At 49.5% G+C, this 23,342-nt stretch carries 13 protein-coding genes; 10 read left to right on the top strand and 3 right to left on the bottom strand.

Annotated features, from left to right (window positions below; translation table 11 throughout):
• Window positions 1-24 precede the first annotated feature (24 nt).
• Together RS889_RS05255 and RS889_RS05260 are read right to left on the bottom strand one after the other, a co-directional pair.
• Window positions 25-798, bottom strand: coding sequence for a (S)-acetoin forming diacetyl reductase (locus tag RS889_RS05255; protein WP_315709643.1), 774 nt, complete (start codon window positions 796-798; stop codon window positions 25-27).
• A gap of 332 nt (window positions 799-1,130) precedes the next feature.
• Window positions 1,131-1,952 carry a phage tail protein gene (locus tag RS889_RS05260; protein ID WP_315709645.1) on the bottom strand — a complete coding sequence of 274 codons (822 nt, stop codon included), beginning with the start codon at window positions 1,950-1,952 and terminating at the stop codon, window positions 1,131-1,133.
• A 330-nt stretch (window positions 1,953-2,282) separates the two neighbouring features.
• Here RS889_RS05260 and RS889_RS05265 point away from each other — a divergent pair, with 330 nt between their 5' ends.
• The 6 genes from RS889_RS05265 (at window position 2,283) to cybB (ending at window position 16,362) form a co-directional block, all read left to right on the top strand.
• Complete coding sequence (locus RS889_RS05265) at window positions 2,283-9,476, top strand: Ig-like domain-containing protein (RefSeq protein WP_315709646.1); 7,194 nt, start codon at window positions 2,283-2,285, stop codon at window positions 9,474-9,476.
• A 46-nt stretch (window positions 9,477-9,522) separates the two neighbouring features.
• Window positions 9,523-11,019 carry a TolC family protein gene (locus tag RS889_RS05270; RefSeq protein ID WP_315709648.1) on the top strand — a complete coding sequence of 499 codons (1,497 nt, stop codon included), beginning with the start codon at window positions 9,523-9,525 and terminating at the stop codon, window positions 11,017-11,019.
• A gap of 184 nt (window positions 11,020-11,203) precedes the next feature.
• Window positions 11,204-11,980: an efflux RND transporter periplasmic adaptor subunit gene (locus tag RS889_RS05275; protein ID WP_425475135.1), complete on the top strand. Its 777-nt coding sequence runs from the start codon at window positions 11,204-11,206 to the stop codon at window positions 11,978-11,980.
• Window positions 11,977-13,296: an efflux RND transporter periplasmic adaptor subunit gene (locus tag RS889_RS05280; RefSeq protein WP_315709649.1), complete on the top strand. Its 1,320-nt coding sequence runs from the start codon at window positions 11,977-11,979 to the stop codon at window positions 13,294-13,296. The genes RS889_RS05275 and RS889_RS05280 overlap by 4 nt, the downstream gene beginning before the upstream one ends.
• A complete protein-coding gene (locus tag RS889_RS05285; RefSeq protein WP_315709650.1) occupies window positions 13,293-15,398 on the top strand; it encodes a site-2 protease family protein in 2,106 nt (701 codons plus the stop codon). Before RS889_RS05280 ends, RS889_RS05285 begins: the two co-directional genes overlap by 4 nt.
• A 430-nt stretch (window positions 15,399-15,828) precedes the next feature.
• Window positions 15,829-16,362, top strand: coding sequence for a cytochrome b561 (gene cybB, locus RS889_RS05290; protein WP_315709652.1), 534 nt, complete (start codon window positions 15,829-15,831; stop codon window positions 16,360-16,362).
• Window positions 16,363-16,423: 61 nt separating this feature from the next.
• Here the strand turns inward: cybB and RS889_RS05295 are convergent, their stop codons facing one another.
• On the bottom strand, window positions 16,424-16,912 hold the full coding sequence (locus tag RS889_RS05295; protein ID WP_037381977.1) for an SRPBCC family protein: 489 nt from the start codon (window positions 16,910-16,912) through the stop codon (window positions 16,424-16,426).
• Between the two features lie 1,334 nt (window positions 16,913-18,246).
• Between RS889_RS05295 and pncC the strand changes: the two genes are divergently transcribed.
• The 4 genes from pncC (at window position 18,247) to alaS (ending at window position 23,212) form a co-directional block, all read left to right on the top strand.
• Window positions 18,247-18,741: a nicotinamide-nucleotide amidase gene (gene pncC / locus RS889_RS05300; RefSeq protein ID WP_037381975.1), complete on the top strand. Its 495-nt coding sequence runs from the start codon at window positions 18,247-18,249 to the stop codon at window positions 18,739-18,741.
• A gap of 105 nt (window positions 18,742-18,846) precedes the next feature.
• Complete coding sequence (recA, locus tag RS889_RS05305; protein WP_021017040.1) at window positions 18,847-19,923, top strand: recombinase RecA; 1,077 nt, start codon at window positions 18,847-18,849, stop codon at window positions 19,921-19,923.
• 48 nt (window positions 19,924-19,971) lie between these two features.
• Window positions 19,972-20,445, top strand: a complete 474-nt coding sequence (locus tag RS889_RS05310; RefSeq protein WP_315709654.1) for a regulatory protein RecX — start codon at window positions 19,972-19,974, stop codon at window positions 20,443-20,445.
• A 139-nt stretch (window positions 20,446-20,584) separates the two neighbouring features.
• A complete protein-coding gene (gene alaS, locus RS889_RS05315; RefSeq protein ID WP_315709656.1) occupies window positions 20,585-23,212 on the top strand; it encodes an alanine--tRNA ligase in 2,628 nt (875 codons plus the stop codon).
• Window positions 23,213-23,342 lie beyond the last annotated feature (130 nt).

A 23,342-nucleotide genomic window follows, 5' to 3' on the forward strand; every position in this document is an offset into this window, starting at 1 on the left:
GTGCCGAAGAATGAAAAAATAATATTAATTAAATACCATACCACCATCAATCAGCAGTGCTTGTCCGGTCATATAATCTGAATCCGGGCCAGCCAGATAAGCCACGCAGGCCGCGACGTCCTCCGGTTCTGACAATCGTCCCAGCGTGATGCGTTTGGCAAATTCCTCGGTGCCATAACCCAGTGGTTTTCCGGCTGCCTCGGAGATCTGCCGGTCAATGTTTTCCCACATTGGCGTTTTGACAATGCCTGGGCAGTATGCGTTAACGGTAATACCCAGTGGCGCCAGATCTCGTGCGGCGGTTTGCGTCAGACCGCGTACCGCAAATTTACTGGAGCTGTATACCGCCAGTTCGGGGTTGCCGACATGCCCGGCTTGTGAGCTGGCGTTGATGATCTTCCCGCCGTGTCCCAGGGTTTTAAAAGCGTGTACGGCAGCTTGAATACCCCAGATCACGCCTTTGACGTTGATGTTGTACACTTTGTCCACGATTTCTGGCGTGATGTCCTCAATGGGCGTAGTGGGGGCGATACCCGCATTATTGACGATCACATCGAACCCGCCTAGTTGTTGCCTGGCGTTATCGACGGCAGAGAAGACCTGATCGCGCTCGGAGACATCCGCTGTTAAGGCAATAGCTTTACTGCCCATTGCTACTATTTGTTGTGCGACTTGTTTTGCTGTTTCCGCGTTGTAATCAACCACGGCAACGGAAAAACCATCTTTGGCAAGACGCAATGCGATGGCTTTACCAATCCCCTGACCCGCGCCAGTGACTAATGCAACTTTATTTCCCATTTTTGTTCCCTATTTTCCGGACAAGACAGCGGTAACGCTAACTCCGGTGTTTCAAAATAGAAACTTATAGTCAGTATGGCTGATTATTAATTTATGAAATTACCTGTCTGGAAAAGGAAATGCACGAATGGGAATTTTTTATCGGTTTTTTCTTGACGAGCGTATTTCTCCACCCAATATCTGAAAATGAACAGATGGATATGAACGCGCTGGCCAGTAACTTTTAAATCAAAATAGTGCCATGTGGGGAACATCTCTTAGGGAAGCACGAGAAAAATGTCGATGACAAGACATTGATTCTCGTGCTGATGTGACTCAGGTATTTTACCGCATTAATTGGGTCTTACCGGATAAACCCCTTCTATGGCAATACACATTTTTAGTCCCAGACTGGGTGACTGTGTTGAAACAGGAAGCAAGCCAGTTGAGTTAGGGCCTACGGTAACCGCTCCACCGGTGACGGTTTTTATCGTGATATCCGTGGCTGCGGTACTTGCATTACCTGTAGTACTTACCTTAGCCGGTAACATGGCCGGATCCGCTGTACTAGGGTTGATAGTGGTATAGGGGCCGTTGAACACGACACTTAATGAGCCTGATCTGCCGCTGAGTCCACTCAGATAACCGGTTTGCCCGGTACTCAACGTCGGTGTAGTACCTGTGCTAGTACTTACCGGCAAGTAGGCACTCACGTTTAAATCTCCTGTCGTGCCTGGGATATTCACTGTCTGAGGTCCACTTACTGGCGCAAATACTGCTGGGTGAGTATGTCCAGGAAGCTGGTTGGCAACTAATGTTGTCGTCGAACTCCCATACCGTTGTCCCCATTCTGTGTTCAATTGTGCGCCATATGAGCCAGGGTAACCTGCACCTATGGCTGAACGGCCACGTAAATCAGGTAAGGCGAAGTTGTTGCCCGAACCGCCATAGGTATAACCAAATAGTGAAAAAAGTGCCTGATAAGAATTGACGAGAAGTTGCCGGCCATCAGCCGGGAGGTAACCATCTGGACAATAATTGAAAGCGAAAGTACATACCTCACCAATAAACGGTTCGGTACCACAGGCTGATGCGAAAGCTGGCGTGATACCTATACCTGCAACCAGCACGATAGCCGGAGAAACAGGTAGCAATTGTGTCATTTTTTTTAACATTTTCGGTTCTCCAGAGTGTGTCTATTCATGACATAAAATGCTTAAAAATTAATGTATCCGATAACATTAATCAGTGTAGATGATGAAAAATCATATTGTTTATTCAACTCAAGTGTTTTTCCAGAGTGTGATTTTCATTGTAATTCTTTAGAAAAGGTAAATTTTTTTTAAAAAATATTTCCATTTGTGCAGGATAAATATTAAAAAAATACCATTATATAAAACAAGAGAGTCACGCTTTTCTATAGCCTGCTTACCATTTGGCAGTGAGAACGCATGATAGGTATGAAAGCATCAGACATAGCGTTTGGAATAAAGGAGTAATGTGCAATGTTATGGCGTAATTGGTTTGTTACTCATCCAAAGTCTGACCGTTTGGCTCCTGTAAATAATATGGCACCGATTTCTCAGCCGCTGGCTTATATGCTTGAGCCGCGGATGTTATTTGATGGGGCAGTCGCCGCCACTGTTGCCGATACTGCGGCAACAACATCGGATGCGGCGGCGGCAACGTCGGATACTACGGCAACAGCGTTGGATACTGCGACAACAACGTCGGATACCGATAGCTCTGGCACCGATACGCATTCAACAGAAAACACCACACAAGATAGCAGTGATCAATCAACTACCAGTGTGGCGACCAGCGTTAGTGCAGTGGCGACAGAGAGCGCCACCACTGGACATAAAGAAGTGGCCTTTGTGGATACTTCCGTTGAGGACTATGAAACTCTGGTGGCGGGCATCGATTCGAGTGTAGAAGTGGTGTTGATTGACGGTAGTGAAGATGGCTTGCAGCAGATTGCCGCCTGGGCGTCGACACATAGCGGCTATGATGCCATTCATATTTTCTCGCATGGCTCTGAGGGAACGCTAAATCTCGGGAGTACGTTGTTAACCAGCGCGTCGCTGGAGTCGTCTGAGGTTCAGGCGGAACTTGCCACGATTGGCAGTGCGTTGACCGCTGACGGCGATTTGCTGCTTTATGGTTGTGATGTGGCGGAAGGGAGTGAAGGTCAGGCCTTTATCACCTCGCTTTCTATTGCTACTGGCGCAGATGTGGCAGCATCAACTGATGCAACGGGGCCGCTGTCTGAAGGCGGGAACTGGAGTCTGGAAAGTCAAACCGGGAGTATTGAAACCAGCAGTATTGCCGTTGAAAACTATGACTATTTTTTGGCTACATCAGCAACTTTCGGTTTTGAAGCGGATACCACTGGCGTGGGAACGACAACCGTAACTCAAACGGTGAGCGGCGAAACGCTGACCATTACCTCGACGGTAACATCGATCGTTGATAGCAGTACGACATCCGGACAGGATATTAGTGGTACTGTTACTTTATCAACGGATTACGGTACGGCTCTTGAAACGCAACTCGTCTTCTCTGTGTCGGGAAAGGTTTTTGATTTCTCCTCCATTACGATTTTTAACGTCAATACCAACGATACATTCACATTTACGGCGTCCAACGGGGCGACATACTCGGTGCTTATTAGCGCTGGGGAAACCAAAACGGTTGATCTTAGCGCAAATACTGATTTTCAGGGCGTATCCAGTGTCACGCTGACCGCAACTGATCCCTATGCGATAGACTTTGATGATGTGGCGTTAAGCAATATCCAGTCACCAGGGCCGACCATCACTTCCGCTACTTATGACGCCAGTACCAATGTGTTGACGGTGACCGGCGCAGATATGGTCACGGGCGATAGCATTGATCCCACTAAACTGACACTGACCGGTGAAGGCGGTAATACCTATACGCTGACCAGCAGCACGGTGACCGCCACCAGCGCGACCAGTTTCTCGATTACCTTGAATGCTACTGACCAATTAAATGTGGAAGGGTTGCTGAATAAAGATGGAACATCGTCTGCTGACAGTACCACACTTAATCTGGCTGCCGCAGCCAGTTGGGATACCAGCCAGACCACATCAGCGGATTTGACGGGCAACGGTATTACTGTCAGTAACGTACAGACACCAACCATTACTTCATCAACCTATGATGAAACAACCGGCGTACTGACGGTCACTGGCACCAACATGGTCAAACAAGTCGGCGCTAACAATGATGTCGATATTACGAAGCTGACTTTCACCGGAGAGGGCGGTGCCACTTATACGCTCACCAGTGATACCAGCAGTGTGGAAATTACCAGTGCTACATCGTTTACCGTGACGTTGGGGGCGACGGATAAAGCCAGTGTTGACGCCTTGCTGGACCAGAACGGAACCTCTTCTAGCAGTAGCACCACCTATAACCTGGCGGCGGCGGATGACTGGAACGGGACGATCACCGGCGGCAGCATTGCGGATCTCACCGGCAATGGCATTACCGTCAGTGGCGTCAATGCCGCACCGGTGGTCAGTAATCTTAACGGCGACAGTGTAAGCTTCACTGAAGGCGGCAGCACGGTATTGCTCGATTCAGGCAGCGATAGCACGGTGACCGATGCGGATTCTACAGATTTCAACGGTGGCAACGTCACGGTCTCTATCACAGCCAATGGCGTGAGTGGCGAAGATGTGCTGGGGATTGTGGATCAGGGCACTGGAGCCGGACAAATTGGTTTGTCTGGAAGTAGTGTGTTGTATGGTGGCGTTGTCATTGGGACTTACGCCGGTGGCAGCAGTGGCAGCGATTTGGTGGTGACGCTTAATAGCAGCGCCACCCCCACAGCGGTGCAGGCATTATTGCGCACCTTGAATTATCAGAATACCAACACCACTGATCCCTCAACGTCTACCCGTACCGTCAGTATCACGGTGAATGATGGCGATGGAGGGACCAGTAACAGCTCCAGTGTTTCGGTGGGCGTGGTGGGCGTCAATGATGCGCCTACTGTCGCGGCGACCGGTAATGATCCTTCATATAACGAAAATGGCAGCGCAGTAGATCTGTTCAGTTCAGTGACGGTCAGTACCGTGGAAGCCGGGCAAACTATTACACAATTGATACTTACCGTGAGCAACCTGAGCGATGGCAGCAGTGAAGTCCTGGTGGCGGACGGTAGCAGCATCGCTCTCACTAACGGCAACAGCGGCACCACGACTACCAACAGCATGAGCTATAGCGTCAGTGTTTCGGGCAGCACGGCAACCGTGACATTCAGTAGTGTGGCTGGGATCAGCAGTGCAGCGGCCACTACGTTGGTGGATGGTCTCGGCTACCGAAATGATAGTGAGAATCCTACCAGCGACAGTCGGGTGGTGACATTAACCAGCGTGACTGATAATGGAGGTACCAGTAATAGCGGCGTGGATACCACGTCATTGTCACTGGCGTCAACCGTGACTGTTACGGCGATTAATGATGCTCCTACGCTTTCGGCTCCCGCATCAATCAGCGTTGACGAAGATGTTAGTACCGCCATTACCGGGATCAGTTTCGCGGATGTCGATGCTGGCAGCGCTACTGTCACCGCGACGTTTGCTGTCGGATCCGGAGCGCTGACTGCCACCAGCGGCAGCGGCGTCACCGTATCCGGCAGTGGTACTGCGACGCTCACGATGAACGGGTCGATTGCCAATATCAATGCGTTTATCGCGGCCAGTAATGTCACCTTTATCACCGATAGCAACGCCAACAGTAATGTTACACTGACAGTGACAATTGATGATGGCGGTAACACGGGGACCGATCCGGGATTGAGCGGCACCGGCAGCACTGAAGCCGCCTCGACAACAGTAACCCTGGCCGTTACAGCGATAAATGATGCGCCGGTAAACACGGTGCCTGCATCTCAGAGCACTCAGGAAGATACAAATCTGGTGTTCAATTCGGCCAACAGTAACCTTATCAGCATTAGTGATGTCGATGCTGGCAGTAGCGATATGCAGGTAACTTTGACTGCGACGCATGGCGTGCTGACATTGAGCAGTGTGAGCGGCTTGACGTTCAGTACCGGTTCTGGCACCAGTGATGCCACGATGACGTTCACCGGAACATTGACGTCCATTAATAATGCGCTTAATGGCATGGTATTTACGCCGGGCAGCGCTTATACCGGCAGCGCGTCTGTGCAAATAGTGACCAGCGATCAGGGCGCTTCCGGCAGCGGGGGCACACTGACTGATACGGATACCGTTACTATCGCGGTTAATCCGAACAGTGCCGCGATTTCCAATGTCAGTTCCAGCTCGGCCGACGGCAGCTACAAAATCGGGGATACGATAATCCTCACGGTCACGTTCGATGACACAGTGACGGTGGATACCAGTGGCGGTACGCCGACATTATTACTGGAAACCGGTAGCACTGATCGTCAGGCGACCTACCTTTCCGGGTCTGGCAGTAATACGCTAACGTTCAGTTATACCGTCCAGAGTGGTGATCTAAGTGCCGATCTGGATTATGTCAGTACCTCAGCGCTATCGTTGAATGGCGGCACCATCATTGATAGTAATAGCCTTGATGCAACCCTGACACTGCCGACGGTTGGCGGCGCCAGTGGTATTTCCGCGCAAAAGGCCATCCAGGTGGACGGTGTGCGGCCTACCGCCACGATAGACATGGCCGACACGGCGTTGAAGATAGGTGACACCTCGCTGGTGACCATTACTTTCTCCGAGGCGGTGAGCGGTTTTACCAATGCGGATCTGACGGTGGCCAACGGGACGTTAAGTAGCGTTGGCTCATCTGATGGCGGTATTACCTGGACGGCGACCTTTACCCCGACCGCCAGTATCGATGATGCCACTAATGTGATCACGCTGGATAACACCGGCGTGCAGGATGCGGCGGGCAATAGCGGCAGCGGCACCACCGATTCGGCGAACTACGCTATTGATACTCAGCGTCCTACCGCGACGATTACGTTGGCGGATTCGGCACTGAAGATAGGTGACACCTCGCTGGTGACCATTACCTTCTCCGAGGCGGTGACCGGCTTTACCAATGCGGATCTGACGGTGGCCAACGGGACGCTAAGTAGCGTCAGTTCATCTGATGGCGGTATTACCTGGACGGCGACCTTTACGCCGACTGCCAGTATCACCGACGCCACCAATGTGATCACGCTGGATAACACCGGCGTGCAGGATGCGGTCGGTAACAGCGGCAGCGGCACCACCGATTCGGCGAACTACAGCATTGATATGGTACGACCTACCGCCGCCATCGCCATGGCGGATACGGCGCTGAAAGCGAATGAAACGTCGCTGGTGACCATTACCTTCTCTGAAGCGGTGACTGGCTTTACCAACGCGGATTTGACGGTGGCTAATGGGACGCTGAGCAATGTCGCGTCATCCGATGGCGGTATTACCTGGACGGCGACCTTTACGCCCACCGACGGCATTACCGATGCCACCAATGTGATTACGCTGGATAACACCGGTATTCAGGATACAGCCGGTAACACCGGCAGCGGCACCACCGATTCGGCGAACTACAGCATTGAAACAGTACGACCCACCGCCGCCATTGCCATGGCGGATACGGCGCTGAAGATAGGTGATACCTCGCTGGTGACTATTACCTTCTCCGAGGCGGTGACCGGTTTTACCAATGCGGATTTGACGGTGGCCAACGGGACGCTGAGCAGTGTTAGCTCGTCCGATGGCGGTATAACCTGGACGGCGACCTTTACGCCGACCGTCAGTATCGATGATGCCACCAATGTGATCACACTGGATAACAGTGGACTCCAGAACGCCGCCGGTAACAGTGGTGCCGGCACCACTGATTCGTCAAATTACAGCGTTGATACTCTGCGTCCTACCGCTGCCATCACCATGGCGGATACGGCGCTGAAGATAGGTGATACCTCGCTGGTGACCATTACCTTCTCCGAGGCGGTGACCGGCTTTACCAATGCGGATCTGACGGTGGCCAATGGGACGCTGGGTAATGTCGCGTCATCCGATGGCGGTATTACCTGGACGGCGACCTTTACGCCGACTGCCAGTATCGATGATGCCAGCAACGTGATCACGCTGGATAACACCGGTGTGCAGGATGCGGCCGGTAACAGCGGCAGCGGCACCACTGATTCGGCGAACTACAGTATTGAAACAGTACGACCCACCGCCACCATTGCCATGGCGGATACGGCGCTGAAGATAGGTGATACCTCGCTGGTGACCATTACCTTCTCCGAGGCGGTGACCGGTTTTACCAATGCGGATTTGACGGTGGCCAATGGGACGCTAAGTAGCGTCAGTTCATCTGATGGCGGTATTACCTGGACGGCGACCTTTACGCCGACTGCCAGTATCACCGACGCCACCAATGTGATCACGCTGGATAACACCGGTATTCAGGATGCGGCCGGTAACAGCGGCAGCGGCACCACTGATTCGGCGAACTACAGTATTGAAACAGTACGACCCACCGCCGCCATTGCCATGGCGGATACGGCGCTGAAGATAGGTGATACCTCGCTGGTGACCATTACCTTCTCCGAGGCGGTGACCGGTTTTACCAATGCGGATTTGACGGTGGCCAATGGGACGCTGAGCAGTGTTAGCTCGTCCGATGGCGGTATAATCTGGACGGCGACCTTTACGCCCACCGACGGCATTACCGATGCCACCAATGTGATTACGCTGGATAACACCGGTATTCAGGATACAGCCGGTAACACCGGCAGCGGCACCACCGATTCGGCGAACTACAGTATTGAAACAGTACGACCCACCGCCACCATCACCATGGCGGATACCGCGTTGACAACGGGCGAAACGTCATTGGTGACCATTACCTTCTCCGAAGCGGTGACCGGTTTTACCAACGCGGATTTGACGGTGGCCAATGGGACGCTAAGTAGCGTCAGTTCATCTGATGGTGGTATTACCTGGACGGCGACCTTTACGCCCACTGCCAGTATCGATGATGCCAGCAACGTGATCACGCTGGATAACACCGGTATTCAGGATGCGGCCGGTAACAGCGGCAGCGGCACCACTGATTCGCCGAACTATAGCGTTAATACCCTTAGTGTTGATTTGACGGGCGATCCGGAATTCAAGTCTTCAGGGGGCAAGGGAGAATCGCTGACGGATATCAGTGGGTTTGGTTCGCAGTCACAGTTGGTGTTGATTAACTCACCTACCGAGATAGGTGGCGCCCTGGACGCTACCATGCCGTTCCTTACGACGTCTTCGTTGAGTGGGACGACGGCGGGCACTACCAGTGCATTCGCTCCTGCGTCTCAAGGTGGCGGTGCAACTCAACCAGGCAACATTGCCACCATATTTGCCGGTGATGGCGTGGCGACTCATGAGTCGGGCGTGGTATCGACCCGTATTCCATCATTGAATCAATCAATGGGTGGCCGTTCTACCTTGTCGGGGTTATTCACCGAACTTCCCCTACCGGATATGACACCGCTGTCCACTTTTTCCCAAGGTAGTTGGCAGGGTGTATTTGGTTCACACGTTACCTCTGGAGTTGCGCCGGTCTCTGTGTTCGGGACACCGGTGTTTAGCCAGCAGTTAAAAACCCTGGATGAGTATGACTATCAGCGACTGGCATCTCTTGCCGGGGCACTACAGCAAGTTAATCCATCGGTTTAAATGAACTCAGTAAAAATAAAAAATGGTGAGGGTAAGGAATTTTAATATGAATAAATACCCGAAAATTCTCAGTATCAGTGTTGTGGCGCTCGTTATCAGTGGTTGTACCGTGTCCACGAAGCCGATTAATAAAACGGAAAGCCTGCGGCGAGCAAACGCTGACCTCAGCATAATGTTTAGCCATCAGGAGCCGGTAACCGGGCCGATTACGCTACATGATGCGATGGCCAGAGCGCTTAAATATAATCTTGAAGCCAGGGTTAAGGTGATGGAGCATGCGTTGTCTCAAAATCAGCTCGATTTGGCGAGTTTTGATATGTTACCCAGACTGGCAGCAGAGGCTGGATATGTGACGCGCAGTAACATCAGTGCTTCCAGTAGTCGTAGTGTTGAAACCGGAAGCCAGTCTCTGGAACCTTCCACATCTCAGGATAAAACCCGTCGTGTCGCCGATTTGACCATGGTCTGGAATGTCCTCGACTTTGGCGTCAGTTATGTCACGGCGCAACAACACTCAGATCAGCGCTGGATTGCCGATGAACGCCGACGCAAAGTAGTACACACCATTGTACAGGACGTGCAATCTGCCTACTGGCGCGCTGTAGCTGCGGAGCGGTTGCTCAGTCGGATTGACGCACTAATCGATCGTGTAAACATGGCGCGGGAAAATAGCCAGAAAATGACCACTCAGAAAGTCGGTGATCTGGTGGAAGCCTATACTTATCAGCGTGCATTGCTGGATGCTACCCGGCAGTTGGAAGAACAGCGCCGGGCGTTGTCACTGGCCAAGACCGAGCTGGCGACCTTGATGAATTTACCATTAGGCACCCAGTATGTGCTGGCGTTACCGGATGAAAATCAGATGCCGGAACCGGCACTGCATGTTGACTTCAACCGGTTGGAAAAAGCCGCACTGGTTAACCGTCCGGAACTGCGCGAGCAGGATTATCAAGTGCGGATCAGCGCGGCGGAAACGCGTAAAACACTGTTACGCATGCTGCCGGGACTGGAAATGTCCGTCGGTGGAAATTACGACAGCAACTCGTTTTTGGTCAATCAAAGTTGGGCGGATGCCGGGATAAAAGTCACCTGGAATCTGTTTAATCTGTTTTCCGGCCCGACGGCGCATCGGGTAGCGAAAGCTGGGGAAGCCGTAGCAGAGGCTCGTCGTCAGGCGATGTCGATGGCGGTGATGGCGCAATTGTATGTAGCCCGTGCCAACTTTAGCGAAGCACAGCGGCAATACCGTACTGGGCGGGAACTACAAAAACTGGATTCGAAAATTCTGGAACAACTGCGTAATCGTTATAAGGCAGGCAGCATTGGTGAATTGCAGTTAATTCAGGGTGAACTGAATGCGGTGAATACTTCCTTGCGAAACGATCTGGCTTACGCGGAATTACGTAATGCTTATAGCCAGATTTTTGTGACGGTAGGACTCGATCCTCTGGCTGATAGCAAAGGGTTAAATGATATCGCGTCCGTAAGTCGGTCTCTGGATAAAACAGAGAAGAACTGGGCAGCAGGCAATATTGCCATGTAATACGACAGTATCAGCATGGCATCGCTAATGACTATCTATGATGATTTTTCGCGAGGCTAGTGGGTTTAGCAGTTAGTCAGGGATGACAATCAACACAGTGAAATAATCACTCTGATTTATCCCACCTTGCGTTTTGTATTAGGCTGGTAATGTGGACATTAGACTGACATCTTGGGTAAACACACTGTATTCGCTGGTGTTTGCCGGTTTTTTTACTATCTCATTCAATCTTTCCGCCGCTCAAACGGACGACGTTTTACTTCAGGAGCCTTCTGTACCCGCTGTTTCCGCTTCCACGCTCAGAGAAGCCAGAGGAGTGTTGCGCGCTATCGATCAGGCAACACTTTCCAGTGAACTGAATGCCAAAGTAGTGGAAATGCCATTCCGCGATGGCGAGTCGTTTCATAAAGGTGACTTGCTGGTGCGTTTTGATTGCTCGGCATATCAGGCCCAACTGGCAGCAGCGAAGGCGGCGGCACGTGCCGCTCAGCAGGAGCTGAGTCAAAACCGGCAACTGGCGGAAATGAAATCGGTGGGACGGAATGCTGTCGCGTTATCGGAAGCCCATCTGGCGCAGGCGGTTGCAGAAAGCCAAGTTTATCAGATTCAGACCAGCCGTTGTCTCATCACCGCGCCTTTTGATGGACAGATTGTCTCCCGCAAGGTTCAGGTATCCGAGTATGTTGGGCAGGGGACGCCATTGCTGGAGATTGTGGACAACCGTCATCTGGAAATACATTTGCTGGTGCCATCACGCTGGTTGATATCACTTAAGCCGAAACAGACCTTTACGTTTACCCCGGATGAAACCGGTGATCCGCTAGCGGCTGAAATCGTACGTATAGGCGCTCGTATCGATGAAAGCAGTCAGACTCTGAATTTGATCGGTCGGGTGATAAAACCGGATAGTCGTTTACTGGCTGGAATGAGTGGCAGCGCCCGCTTTACGGAGTCACAGTGAGTGAACCGCATTGCTCTCGTTCTGAACAGGTGTTTGCCAGGTTTATTCATCTTGAACATTTGGCCCGAGCCGCCAAAACCCCTGAAACATTGGCTTATACGATGGTCAATGATAGCCAGGGGCTATTTGGCTTTCGTCATGTCGCGTTGGTTATCGGTGGCCGGGTTCGCGCAGTAACCGGGGTTTCGGTACCTGACCCTCACGCGCCATTCATTGCATTTATCGAGCGGGCTTGCAGACAATTGGTCGTGAGACAGAAGGCCGCGCAGGCCACCACGATCGATGCCGCTTGGCTGGATCAACAGTCGCAGCATGACTGGCAAACATTATCTGCTCAAGAGGCGTTATGGGTGCCCTTAACGGATGGTCGTGGCCAACTGATAGGTGGGTTGTGGTATGCACGGGACCAGCCATGGCAGGAAGCTGAGCGTTTGTTGGCGGAACAACTGGCAGGCGCATACAGTCATGCCTGGTTAGCGTTGGAACCTCGTAAAGTCTGGCGGCCTGGCCTACCACGGGTAAAAGTTCTAGCCGGAGTCGTGGTATTGGCCCTGGTGATGATGATACCTGTACGACAATCGGTGTTGGCACCCGCGGAAGTTGTACCTTTAGAAGGGCAGGTTATCGCGGCGCCGCTGGATGGCGTCATTGCCGCGTTTATGGTGAAACCGAATCAGTCAGTAAAACAGAATGATGTGTTGGTACGCTTTGATAATACCACGCTGAAAGCGCAGGCGGATGTGGCTGCGAGAGCGTTGGGTGTGGCAGAAGCCGAGTTACGTACCCATTCTCAGCGTGCCTTTCAGGATATTGAATCCAAATCCAAACTTGACTTGCTTTCCGCTCAGGTGGAGCAGAAGCGTGCTGAGTTGGCGTATGCGAAGGATCTTTTACAACGCAGTGAGATCCACGCGGAACGCGATGGCATTGCCGTTTTTGCCGACGCTGATCGTTGGGCGGGTAAACCAGTCAGAACCGGTGAGCGACTGATGGAGTTGGCCAATCCCCAACAGGCAGAATTGAAGATAGAGTTGGATGTCGGGGATGCGATCCATTTCCCTCCATCGGCGGAGGTGGCTCTTTTTCTAAGCAGTGATCCGTTACAACGCCATGCCGCTAGCCTGGAACGCATAGCCTATGAAGCGGCACCAACGGATTATGGCACACTGGCATATCGTCTGGATGCCCGTTTTATCGGTGCGCCGCCCCGTATTGGTTTGCGTGGAACGGCAAAAGTATATGGTGAGCATGTGCCGTTGGGGGTGTATCTGTTTCGCCGGCCATTAGCGGCAGTACGTAAAACGTTGGGAATATGATGGCAGTTTTACCGGCGTTACGTGAAGATTTACAGCTCTCTGTCGCCGCTCCGGCATTGGACGGTTCACCTCAGTGGACGCTGGCGGATACGCTGGCCGGTCACTATTTCAAGTTGAACGCGACGGCGATCCGTCTACTACGCTATTGGTCATTGCAAGAGCCGGAGAGAGTGCTGGCGGCGGCCAACCAGGAACCCGGTATACCGGTTACTGATGCGGAATTGCAAAACTTGCTGCGATTCCTGCGCGCCTATGATCTGGTGTCTGCCTGTGATAACGAGCAGCGGGCCAGTTACGCCCTTAAAGCGGCGATGCGGCGTCAGAGCCTGCTAAAACAGGTATTACATCAATATTTGTTTTTCCGTGTTCCCTTATGGCGTCCAGAACCCTTTCTTAACCGCACATGGCCCTGGTTACAACGGAATGGTTATATCTGGCTGCGCTTTGTTTTACCGCTGATATTGCTGAGCGGGTTATTCCTGGTGGGTCGGGATTGGGCGCGTTATCGCAGCTCGTTTCCTCACTTGTTTAGTATATCGGGGATGATGGCGTTCGGCGGGGCATTGGTTTTTGCCAAATTCATTCATGAACTGGGTCACGCCTATATGGCGAAAAAAGCGGGTTGTCGGGTACAAAGTATGGGGGCGGCATTTATTGTCATGTTTCCGATGTTTTATACCGATGTCAGCGATGCCTGGCGTTTGAGCGACAATCGTTCACGTTTATTGATTGGCGCAGGCGGTATCCTGGCGGAACTGATGCTGGCTTCTGTCGCGTTGCTGGCTTGGTCTTTTCTTCCGGAAGGGCCGCTGCACACGGCGGCGTTTCTGCTTTCCAGCGCAACCTGGATTACTACGTTGATCGTGAATCTCAATCCCCTGATGCGTTTTGACGGCTATTTCATACTCAGCGATTTTTGGCAGGTTGATAACTTGCAGGGGCGCGCTTATGCGCTTTGTCGTTGGCATTTGCGGGAAATCCTGTTTGGGTATGGTGACGCTCCACCGGAACGTTGGTCACCCCGAATGAATTTTCGTCTGTTGTTGTGGGGATATGCCTCCTGGGTTTGGCGTTTCTTTTTGTTTTTCGGTATTGCGTTGACGGTATATCACTACTTTTTCAAGGTGTTAGGTATCTGCCTGATGTTGGTAGAGATGGGATGGTTCATCGGTTTGCCGGTGATGAGAGAAATGGTGCAGTGGTGGCAACAGCGCCATCGCAGTAATCCGCGTCGGGCAGTGGGGGCTGGTTTAGGTGCGGTGTTGCTACTACTTGTCCTGTTTGTCCCCTGGCGCAGCAGTGTGGAAATACCCGCAATACTGGAATCGGCACGCGTCAGTACATTGTATGCGCCTGCGCCGGCACAGATAATTCGTCTGCATGTCGTCAATGGTGAGATAGTGAAAGCGGGGCAGGTGCTGGCAGAGTTAGCATCACCTGATCTGAATTCCCGGTTGACCATCGTACGCCAGCGTATTGCTATTTTACAGTTACAGATGCGCCGTCAGGCGGCACGACGCGATACAGTGGGTGAAACATGGATACTGGAGCAAGAACTGGCGGAATCTCTGGCGCAATATCGTGGGCTGGCTGCGCAGTTGGCCCGCTTGCAAATCCGCGCCCCACAATCCGGGCAGGTGAGAGATATTGCAACCGATCTGACCCCTGGCCGTTGGGTTCCTTCTGAATTACCTTTACTGCGAGTCATGGACCCGAAGGCAAGTCGGGTACGAGGCTATCTGCGCGAAGATAACCTGCATCGTATTGTGAATGGTGAAACCGGACAATTCATTGCGGACGATCCTGCCTGGCCAGCAGTATCGGTGCAACTGACGTCGATTGATCCGACTGGCGTCCCTTTTTTGCAACTGGAGCCATTGACCTCTGATCATGGCGGTCCGATAGCCGTACGTCGGGACTATCAGAAAAAACCCATACCGATACAGGCCTGGTATGGCGTGGATATTAATGTCACATCCCCAATGGTTTTACCCGCTCAGCCGTTACGGGGAGTGGTGGTGCTCAGTGGCAAATCGGAGTCGCTGTTTTCCGGTATCTGGCGACGACTGGCGGCATTAGGTGTGAGAGAAAGCGGGTTTTAAACGATAACTTGGATTTTAGTTGAGAATATAGTTGGTCTGACGATCAGCATGTTTACTGACAGTCGAAAATAATATTTAGTCTTATGTGTTATTGCCATTCTGTAATAGAGGATGTTTTTTTACTGAAAAATACACTCCTCCTCTATTTTCTCCCTATTTTTTTCACTATGTAGTTAGGTATTGATTCATTTTACATCACACCAATTAACATTACTCTCAGATGACAGTTCTATACACTCAAGCTGTTAGTATTTTTCCAATCCTTGTTGATGTTATGTGTATACCCTGTCAGAGAGAGTAGTTTTTTCCCGCCTTGTGCGGGATTTTTTTTGCCAGAATAACCGGTCTGTAATGTGAAAAAACTAATATTACCTTAAGCTTGTAAGGATAAACTTGTTGCATCCTTATTATCCTATAGAGAAGGAATTCCATGAAAGAGAAATACCATTCTTCACAAATCGCATTACATTGGCTAGTTTTGTTGTTGGTGATTGCGACCTATGCATCGATGGAGTTACGAGACTTTGCTCCCCGGGGCGGTAGTGCGCGTGCATTGATGAGTTCCATACATTACAGCTGTGGTGTATCGGTTTGGGTTTTGATGATCGGGCGAATGTTATTGCGTTTCATTCATCCTACGCCCGAAATTACACCGAAGCCGGAACGTATTATCTCCATCGCTTCTCATGCAGTACACGGTCTTTTATATCTGATATTCCTTGCTCTACCCGTCTTTGGTGTTATGACGATGTATTTCCGTGGCATCGACTGGACAATCTTTGGTGTCTCAATGCCAATCGCGGCAGTACCTAACTATGATTTGAAAGAAACGATGGAAGGCATTCATGAAGTGATTGCCAATGCGGGCTATTTTGTGATTGGCCTCCATGCGGCAGCGTCACTGTATCATCACTATATAGTCCGTGATAATACGTTGCTGCGCATGATGCCTGGTAAAAAATAGTCCACTGATTCCAAATTATGATGGTTTAAACAGCTACCGGATCAAATCTCCGGTAGCTGTTTTATTGATGGTCGGTGTCTGGGGAGGGAAGTATTTCTCCCGTTTCCGCCAGAGTTTTAAATCGTTGCAACGTATTGCTCAGCATCTCTTTGGGCAGGAGTTGAAACACCTGGCTGATTTTCCTGCCTAAAAAACCTCCCGGTGGATCAAATCGGATCATTAATGTTACCGCTGTTCCATTCACTTGCGGCGCGGGACCGAATGATAACCGCCCTTCATTGGGTATGCGAGCGCCTTGCAGTGAGCGCCAGTAGATAAATTCTCCCGGTTGTTCGTCAACGATGCGCGCCTGCCACTCAATGTATTGCCCGAATGGCGCTTTCATTCGCCAGCGAGAGTCTGTTGCATTCAGAATATCGATTTGAGCAACATGACTCATTAATATCGGTAGTGTTTCCGGCTTCCTCCACAGGTCGAACAGGATGTCTGCCGGGCGTTCGATGACAATTGAGCTGCTGATGTGATCAGTATCGTGCTCGATTGTTCTCATGTGGCGTAAGAATAGTGATGGCACGTAAGATTCTCCCTTAACGAATGCTCAGTCCGACGATGAGCATTATCTAGCTGAATAGCATAGTAACAATGAAGTATGTCAATACATTGCCTGCCCCACTCATCATTATCCAGTATCATACTAAGGGTTGTAAGCATTTTGTGTACCCGACACATAATGGTTCAGCGAATTAGCTTGGTACGTCATATCATGGAGTATGGAATAACTTCGGAAAGTGTCGATGTAAATCAATTGGATGCTATGCTCATCATCGTTCAGATTGCAGGTACGTTATCTCTTGCAATACCCGATTAGCTCATTAACCTTAGACTCCGGTGTTATTGAGTAAAAATGCGGTTTTTCTGAAGATAGACTCATTTTCTCATAGCATAGAGAGGTTTTTTATAAGTATTTCTCTGTGTAATTTATTATTACCCGAGTGATTGTTTTTAATGATATTACTTCTGGTTTAAAAGGTACAATAAATATTGTTATTTTTGTCTCTTTTATATCTGTTTTTGTTTATTACTAAGGCTATCTTAAGGTTGGTGGCGTATATTTTTTTACAGGCAGAAGATAAATGCCTCGCCAGTGACACCAGGGAATTATTTCCTATAATAAGAAACATGGCCCACCAATAGGCGGGCTTTTTTATTGCTCTTCTTTAGTGGATTTATTCTGGCGGTGATAATCACATTGGTCATTATTTTTATTAATTTTGATATTACTAATGAAAAGTGAGTTTTTTATCAAGTAGCGGAACATTACCTGCCAATACCAACTGATTGCCGTTTCGATAAAATAAGAGATCGGTCGGGTTTCGTGATATGTTTTGAAATTTATGGGGTGTACATAGATGTATGTTTTTGATGAATAATTAACAGTGTTACTATTGTGAAATATTTCTCGCTGAAGTTAATATGGTTTTAAATAAGTCCAAAAAATAAAGTATAAAAACAGCAAAAGATAGTCAGTATCGCACCATCAGTGAGTTTTATATAATAAACTCTAACTTGTCTACCGGGGAGGGGGAACACTTTCCATTCAACCAATAATATCATTTATTCATGCTGTTGAAATAACTACCATAAACAATTTATTAATGTAATTCAGTATGATAACAGAAATTTATTGCCCATGATCTGACCCCATCCCTGATTTTCACTTCATATATATTATGTATACATGACGTATATTTTTCTTTTTCCCGTACACTAAACACAGCCTTTCACCCCAGTTTGCAAAGCTCATCGCATACCTTGCAGCAAGGCGTCTTTTCAGATGAAAAGTGCTACCCTGACTGGCGGGCTGTTAATTACTATGGTGTGGTTATGACAGAGAAAGAGGTGCTGCAGTTAAGTCGGCTGGTTGGGATCCGACTTAAGGATAATGGGGCTAAGGTGACTTGCGTCGAATCCTGTACGGGTGGATGGCTAGCCAAAGCTATCACCGATGTTGCAGGGAGTTCTGCCTGGTTCGATTACGGTTTCGTCACCTACAGCAATCAGGCTAAGCACGAGATGGTGGGTGTAAATGAAGAAACATTAGCGCGGTTTGGTGCAGTCAGCCAGGAAGTCGTACAGGAAATGGCCATTGGCGCTTTGCTTAGATCCAATGCCCACTATGCCGTTTCCATTAGTGGTATCGCTGGGCCTGACGGGGGAACGGAAGAAAAGCCAGTAGGAACAGTCTGGTTTGGATTTACCGATAATCAGGGGAAAACCCTTGCCCGAAAAGTTCTGTTTGAGGGCGACAGAGGTGACGTTCGACTTCAATCTGTCTATTACGCCTTGCAAATCTTGCTGGAAGAGTTTCTGCAAAAATAACCTTGATGCTGTATGGGTATACAGTATAATATCAACCATCAGTTCGGTGAATCATGATTAAGCAACAGTGTAAAAGCAGCCTTACGCTGCATGACAGGAGTAGAAATGGCTATTGATGAGAACAAACAAAAGGCATTGGCTGCGGCAATGAGCCAAATCGAAAAACAATTCGGTAAAGGTTCTATCATGCGATTGGGTGAAGATCGCTCAATGGATGTTGAAACCATCTCTACGGGCTCTCTGTCTCTGGATATCGCACTGGGTGCCGGTGGTTTGCCTATGGGTCGTATCGTGGAAATCTATGGGCCAGAGTCTTCCGGTAAAACCACGTTGACACTTCAGGTTATTGCCTCTGCTCAACGTGAAGGTAAAACCTGTGCATTTATCGATGCAGAGCATGCACTGGATCCGATCTATGCGAAAAAATTGGGTGTGGACATTGATAACCTACTATGTTCTCAGCCTGATACCGGGGAGCAAGCGCTGGAAATCTGTGATGCCTTGACCCGCTCTGGTGCCGTTGACGTTATCATCGTTGACTCCGTTGCTGCATTGACGCCAAAAGCTGAAATTGAAGGTGAAATCGGTGATTCCCATATGGGGTTGGCCGCCAGAATGATGAGTCAGGCAATGCGTAAGTTGGCTGGTAACCTTAAACAAGCCAATACGTTACTGATTTTCATCAATCAGATCCGTATGAAAATTGGTGTGATGTTTGGTAACCCAGAAACCACTACCGGGGGGAATGCCCTCAAATTCTACGCTTCCGTGCGCCTTGACATTCGCCGTATCGGTTCCATCAAGGACGGTGAAGAGGTTGTCGGTAGTGAAACTCGAGTAAAAGTGGTTAAAAACAAGGTGGCAGCACCGTTTAAACAAGCTGAATTCCAGATTCTCTACGGAGAAGGAATTAACATTTACGGTGAACTTGTCGATCTGGGTGTGAAGCATAAACTGATTGAGAAAGCGGGTGCCTGGTATAGTTACAATGGCGATAAGATCGGTCAGGGTAAAGCAAATGCCGGCAATTTCCTGAAGGAAAACCCGGCCATCGCATCTGAGCTGGATAAAAAACTGCGTGATATGTTGTTACATAAAAGTAGTGACTTAACGTCATCTGAATCCGCTGGTGATGTTGAGCTTGACAAAGTGATCGCTGGCGAAACTAGTGAAGATTTTTAATGTTGACGATGTCAGTAACGCGCTATCGAACAGTACTAGGATGACGGGATGTGCAGGCTATTACGTTATGCGATGAATGTGCTCTCGGTGCGTGACCATAGCGAAGCAGAAATACGCCGCAAACTAGCGGCGTATTTCTGTTCAGTAACTATTGAAGAAAGTCAGTCTTCCAGTAAAGAGCAGGAGATAGAGCAGGTTATCACCTACTGCAAGGAGCATGATTGGTTAGATGATACCCGTTTCGCTCGACGTTATATTGCCAGTCGCAGTCGTAAAGGTTATGGCTCACAACGTATCCGCAGTGAACTCAGTCAAAAAGGCATTGATAGATATACACAAGCTTTGGTATTTCAGGATTGTGATATCAATTGGTGTCAATTAGCTCAGGATATCGCCAGACGCAAATTTGGATCTCTCTTGTCAACGGAATGGAAAGAAAAAGCTAAAATCCAGCGTTATTTGCTCTATCGGGGCTTCTCGCATGAAGAAATTCAATCTATTTACATGAATTTTTCCGATTGAACGCACACGGTATTTTACTTCCCTCTTAAGAAAATTTATCTTATTCCCACTTTTCCTGTTCGTGTTTGGCATTGTTGCGTCGTTATGTCGCATTCATTTTGCCCACGACTGTTTTTTTTAGCTTGATTTCAGGATAATTATGAGCAAGAACACCGCTGAGATCCGTCAGGCGTTTCTCGACTTTTTTCATAGCAAAGGACACCAGGTTGTTTCCAGTAGCTCTCTGGTGCCGAGTAACGATCCGACATTGTTATTCACCAATGCGGGGATGAACCAGTTCAAGGACGTATTCTTGGGACTGGATAAGCGTAGCTATTCACGTGCCACTACCTCTCAGCGTTGTGTTCGTGCCGGTGGAAAGCACAACGATCTTGAAAATGTAGGTTATACCGCCCGTCATCATACTTTCTTTGAAATGCTGGGTAATTTTAGCTTCGGTGATTATTTTAAGCACGATGCTATCAGTTATGCCTGGGAACTACTGACCAGTGAGCAGTGGTTCAATTTGCCTAAAGAAAAACTGTGGGTAACGGTATACGCAACTGACGATGAGGCCTATGACATATGGGCCAATGAAGTGGGCATTCCCAGTGAACGTATTATCCGTATCGGTGATAATAAAGGGGCTCCATATGCCTCAGATAATTTCTGGCAAATGGGAGATACGGGGCCTTGTGGTCCCTGCACTGAAATTTTTTATGATCATGGTGACCATATTTGGGGTGGGCCTCCGGGAAGTCCGGAAGAGGATGGTGATCGCTATATTGAAATCTGGAACCTGGTTTTCATGCAGTTCAACCGCCAGGCTGACGGCACGTTATTACCGTTGCCAAAACCGTCAGTTGATACAGGTATGGGATTAGAACGTATTTCCGCTGTGTTACAGCATGTTAACTCCAACTATGACATTGACCTGTTCAAAACGCTGATCGATGCCGTTGCGAAGGTCATTGGCACTCAAGATTTGACTAACAAATCATTGCGCGTAATTGCTGATCATATCCGTTCCTGCGCATTTCTGATCGCAGATGGCGTGATGCCGTCTAATGAAAATCGTGGCTATGTACTGCGTCGCATCATCCGGCGCGCTGTCCGTCATGGTAACATGCTGGGTGCTGAAGAAACGTTCTTCTATAAATTGGTAGCGCCGCTGATTGATGTTATGGGGCCAGCGGCGGAAGCGTTGAAGTGTCAGCAAAACGTGGTTGAGCAGGCGTTGAAAAGTGAAGAAGAACAGTTTGCTCGCACACTGGAACGCGGTTTGTCACTGTTGGATGAGGAAATTAAAAACCTGCGAAGTGATACGTTGGACGGGGAGACTGCATTCCGCTTGTACGATACCTACGGATTTCCGCTGGATCTGACAGCCGATGTATGCCGTGAGCGTAATCTGAAGGTAGATGAGGCCGGTTTTGAACGAGCTATGGAAGCCCAGCGTCAGCGTGCTCGTGAGGCAAGTGGTTTTGACGTCGATTATAACACCCTGGTTCGTGTGGATACGGTTACACCGTTCTGTGGTTATCAACATACCGAGCTGCAATCCAACATTATTGCGTTGTATCGTGAAGGTGAATCCGTCGACGTGATTCATGCTGGTGATGACGCCGTCGTCATCTTGAATGAAACGCCTTTCTATGGCGAGTCGGGTGGGCAAGTGGGCGATCAGGGAGAGCTACAAACCCAAACAGCCCGTTTCATGGTGCAGGATACCCAGAAATATGGTCAGGCGATTGGTCATATTGGTAAGTTGACTATGGGTTCGCTACAGGTAAGTGATAGTGTTGATGCGTTGGTAGATAGTGCTCGTCGTAGTCGCATTCGTCTGAACCATTCGGCAACACATTTACTGCATGCCGCGTTGCGTCAAGTTCTGGGGGATCATGTTGCGCAGAAAGGATCCTTGGTGAATGACAGCTACCTGCGCTTTGATTTCTCTCATCAGGAAGCGATGAAACCTGAACAAGTGCGTCAGGTCGAGGATATCGTTAATGCTCAGATTCGCCGTAATCTCCCGGTTGAAACTGAAGTGATGGCATTGTCGGCGGCGAGAGAAAAAGGGGCAATGGCGCTCTTTGGCGAAAAATATGAAGATCATGTTCGCGTTTTAACCATGGGTGATTTTTCTATTGAGCTCTGCGGTGGTATACATGCCAGCCGTACTGGTGACATTGGTCTATTCCTGATTGAATCTGAATCCGGTACTGCCGCAGGTATCCGCCGTATCGAGGCTGTAACGGGAGACAATGCGATAGCTGCATTGCATCGTCAGAACGATCTTGTGGAAGATGTGACTCATCTTGTGAAGGGTGACAGCAATAATCTGGTTGAAAAAGTACGTTCTGTCCTTGAGCGCACTCGTATGCTGGAAAAAGAGTTACAACAGCTGAAAGCACAACAGGCGGCTCAGGAAAGTTCTTCTCTTTCCGGTAAAGCGAAAGATATCAATGGAGTAAAACTGTTAGTAGCCCAGTTGGACAATGTTGAGCCACAAATGCTTCGCACGATGGTTGATGATCTGAAAAACCAGTTGGGATCGGCGGTGATAGTGCTGGCAACGGCTTCGGATGGTAAGGTAAGTCTTATCTCTGGGGTAACCAAAACGTTGACTGACAGAGTCAAGGCTGGCGAACTCATCGGATTCGTGGCGAACCAGATTGGTGGCAAAGGTGGTGGTCGTCCTGATATGGCTCAGGCGGGCGGCAGTGATGTCAAGGCATTACCATCTGCGCTAGCCAGCGTTGAAGGCTGGGTGGCTAATAAGTTATAAGTATTATTATACCAAGCGCTATCCTGGCAAAACGCCATGACTCTTAATGGTTTTGGCGTTTTTGGCCTGCGGTAAAGGATGACCGTAAACAAGACGAATCGTGTGTCTCTTTCAGAATGTTGAATGCAGA

The organism is Brenneria uluponensis (assembly GCF_032395385.1).
Taxonomy (GTDB): domain Bacteria; phylum Pseudomonadota; class Gammaproteobacteria; order Enterobacterales; family Enterobacteriaceae; genus Prodigiosinella; species Prodigiosinella aquatilis.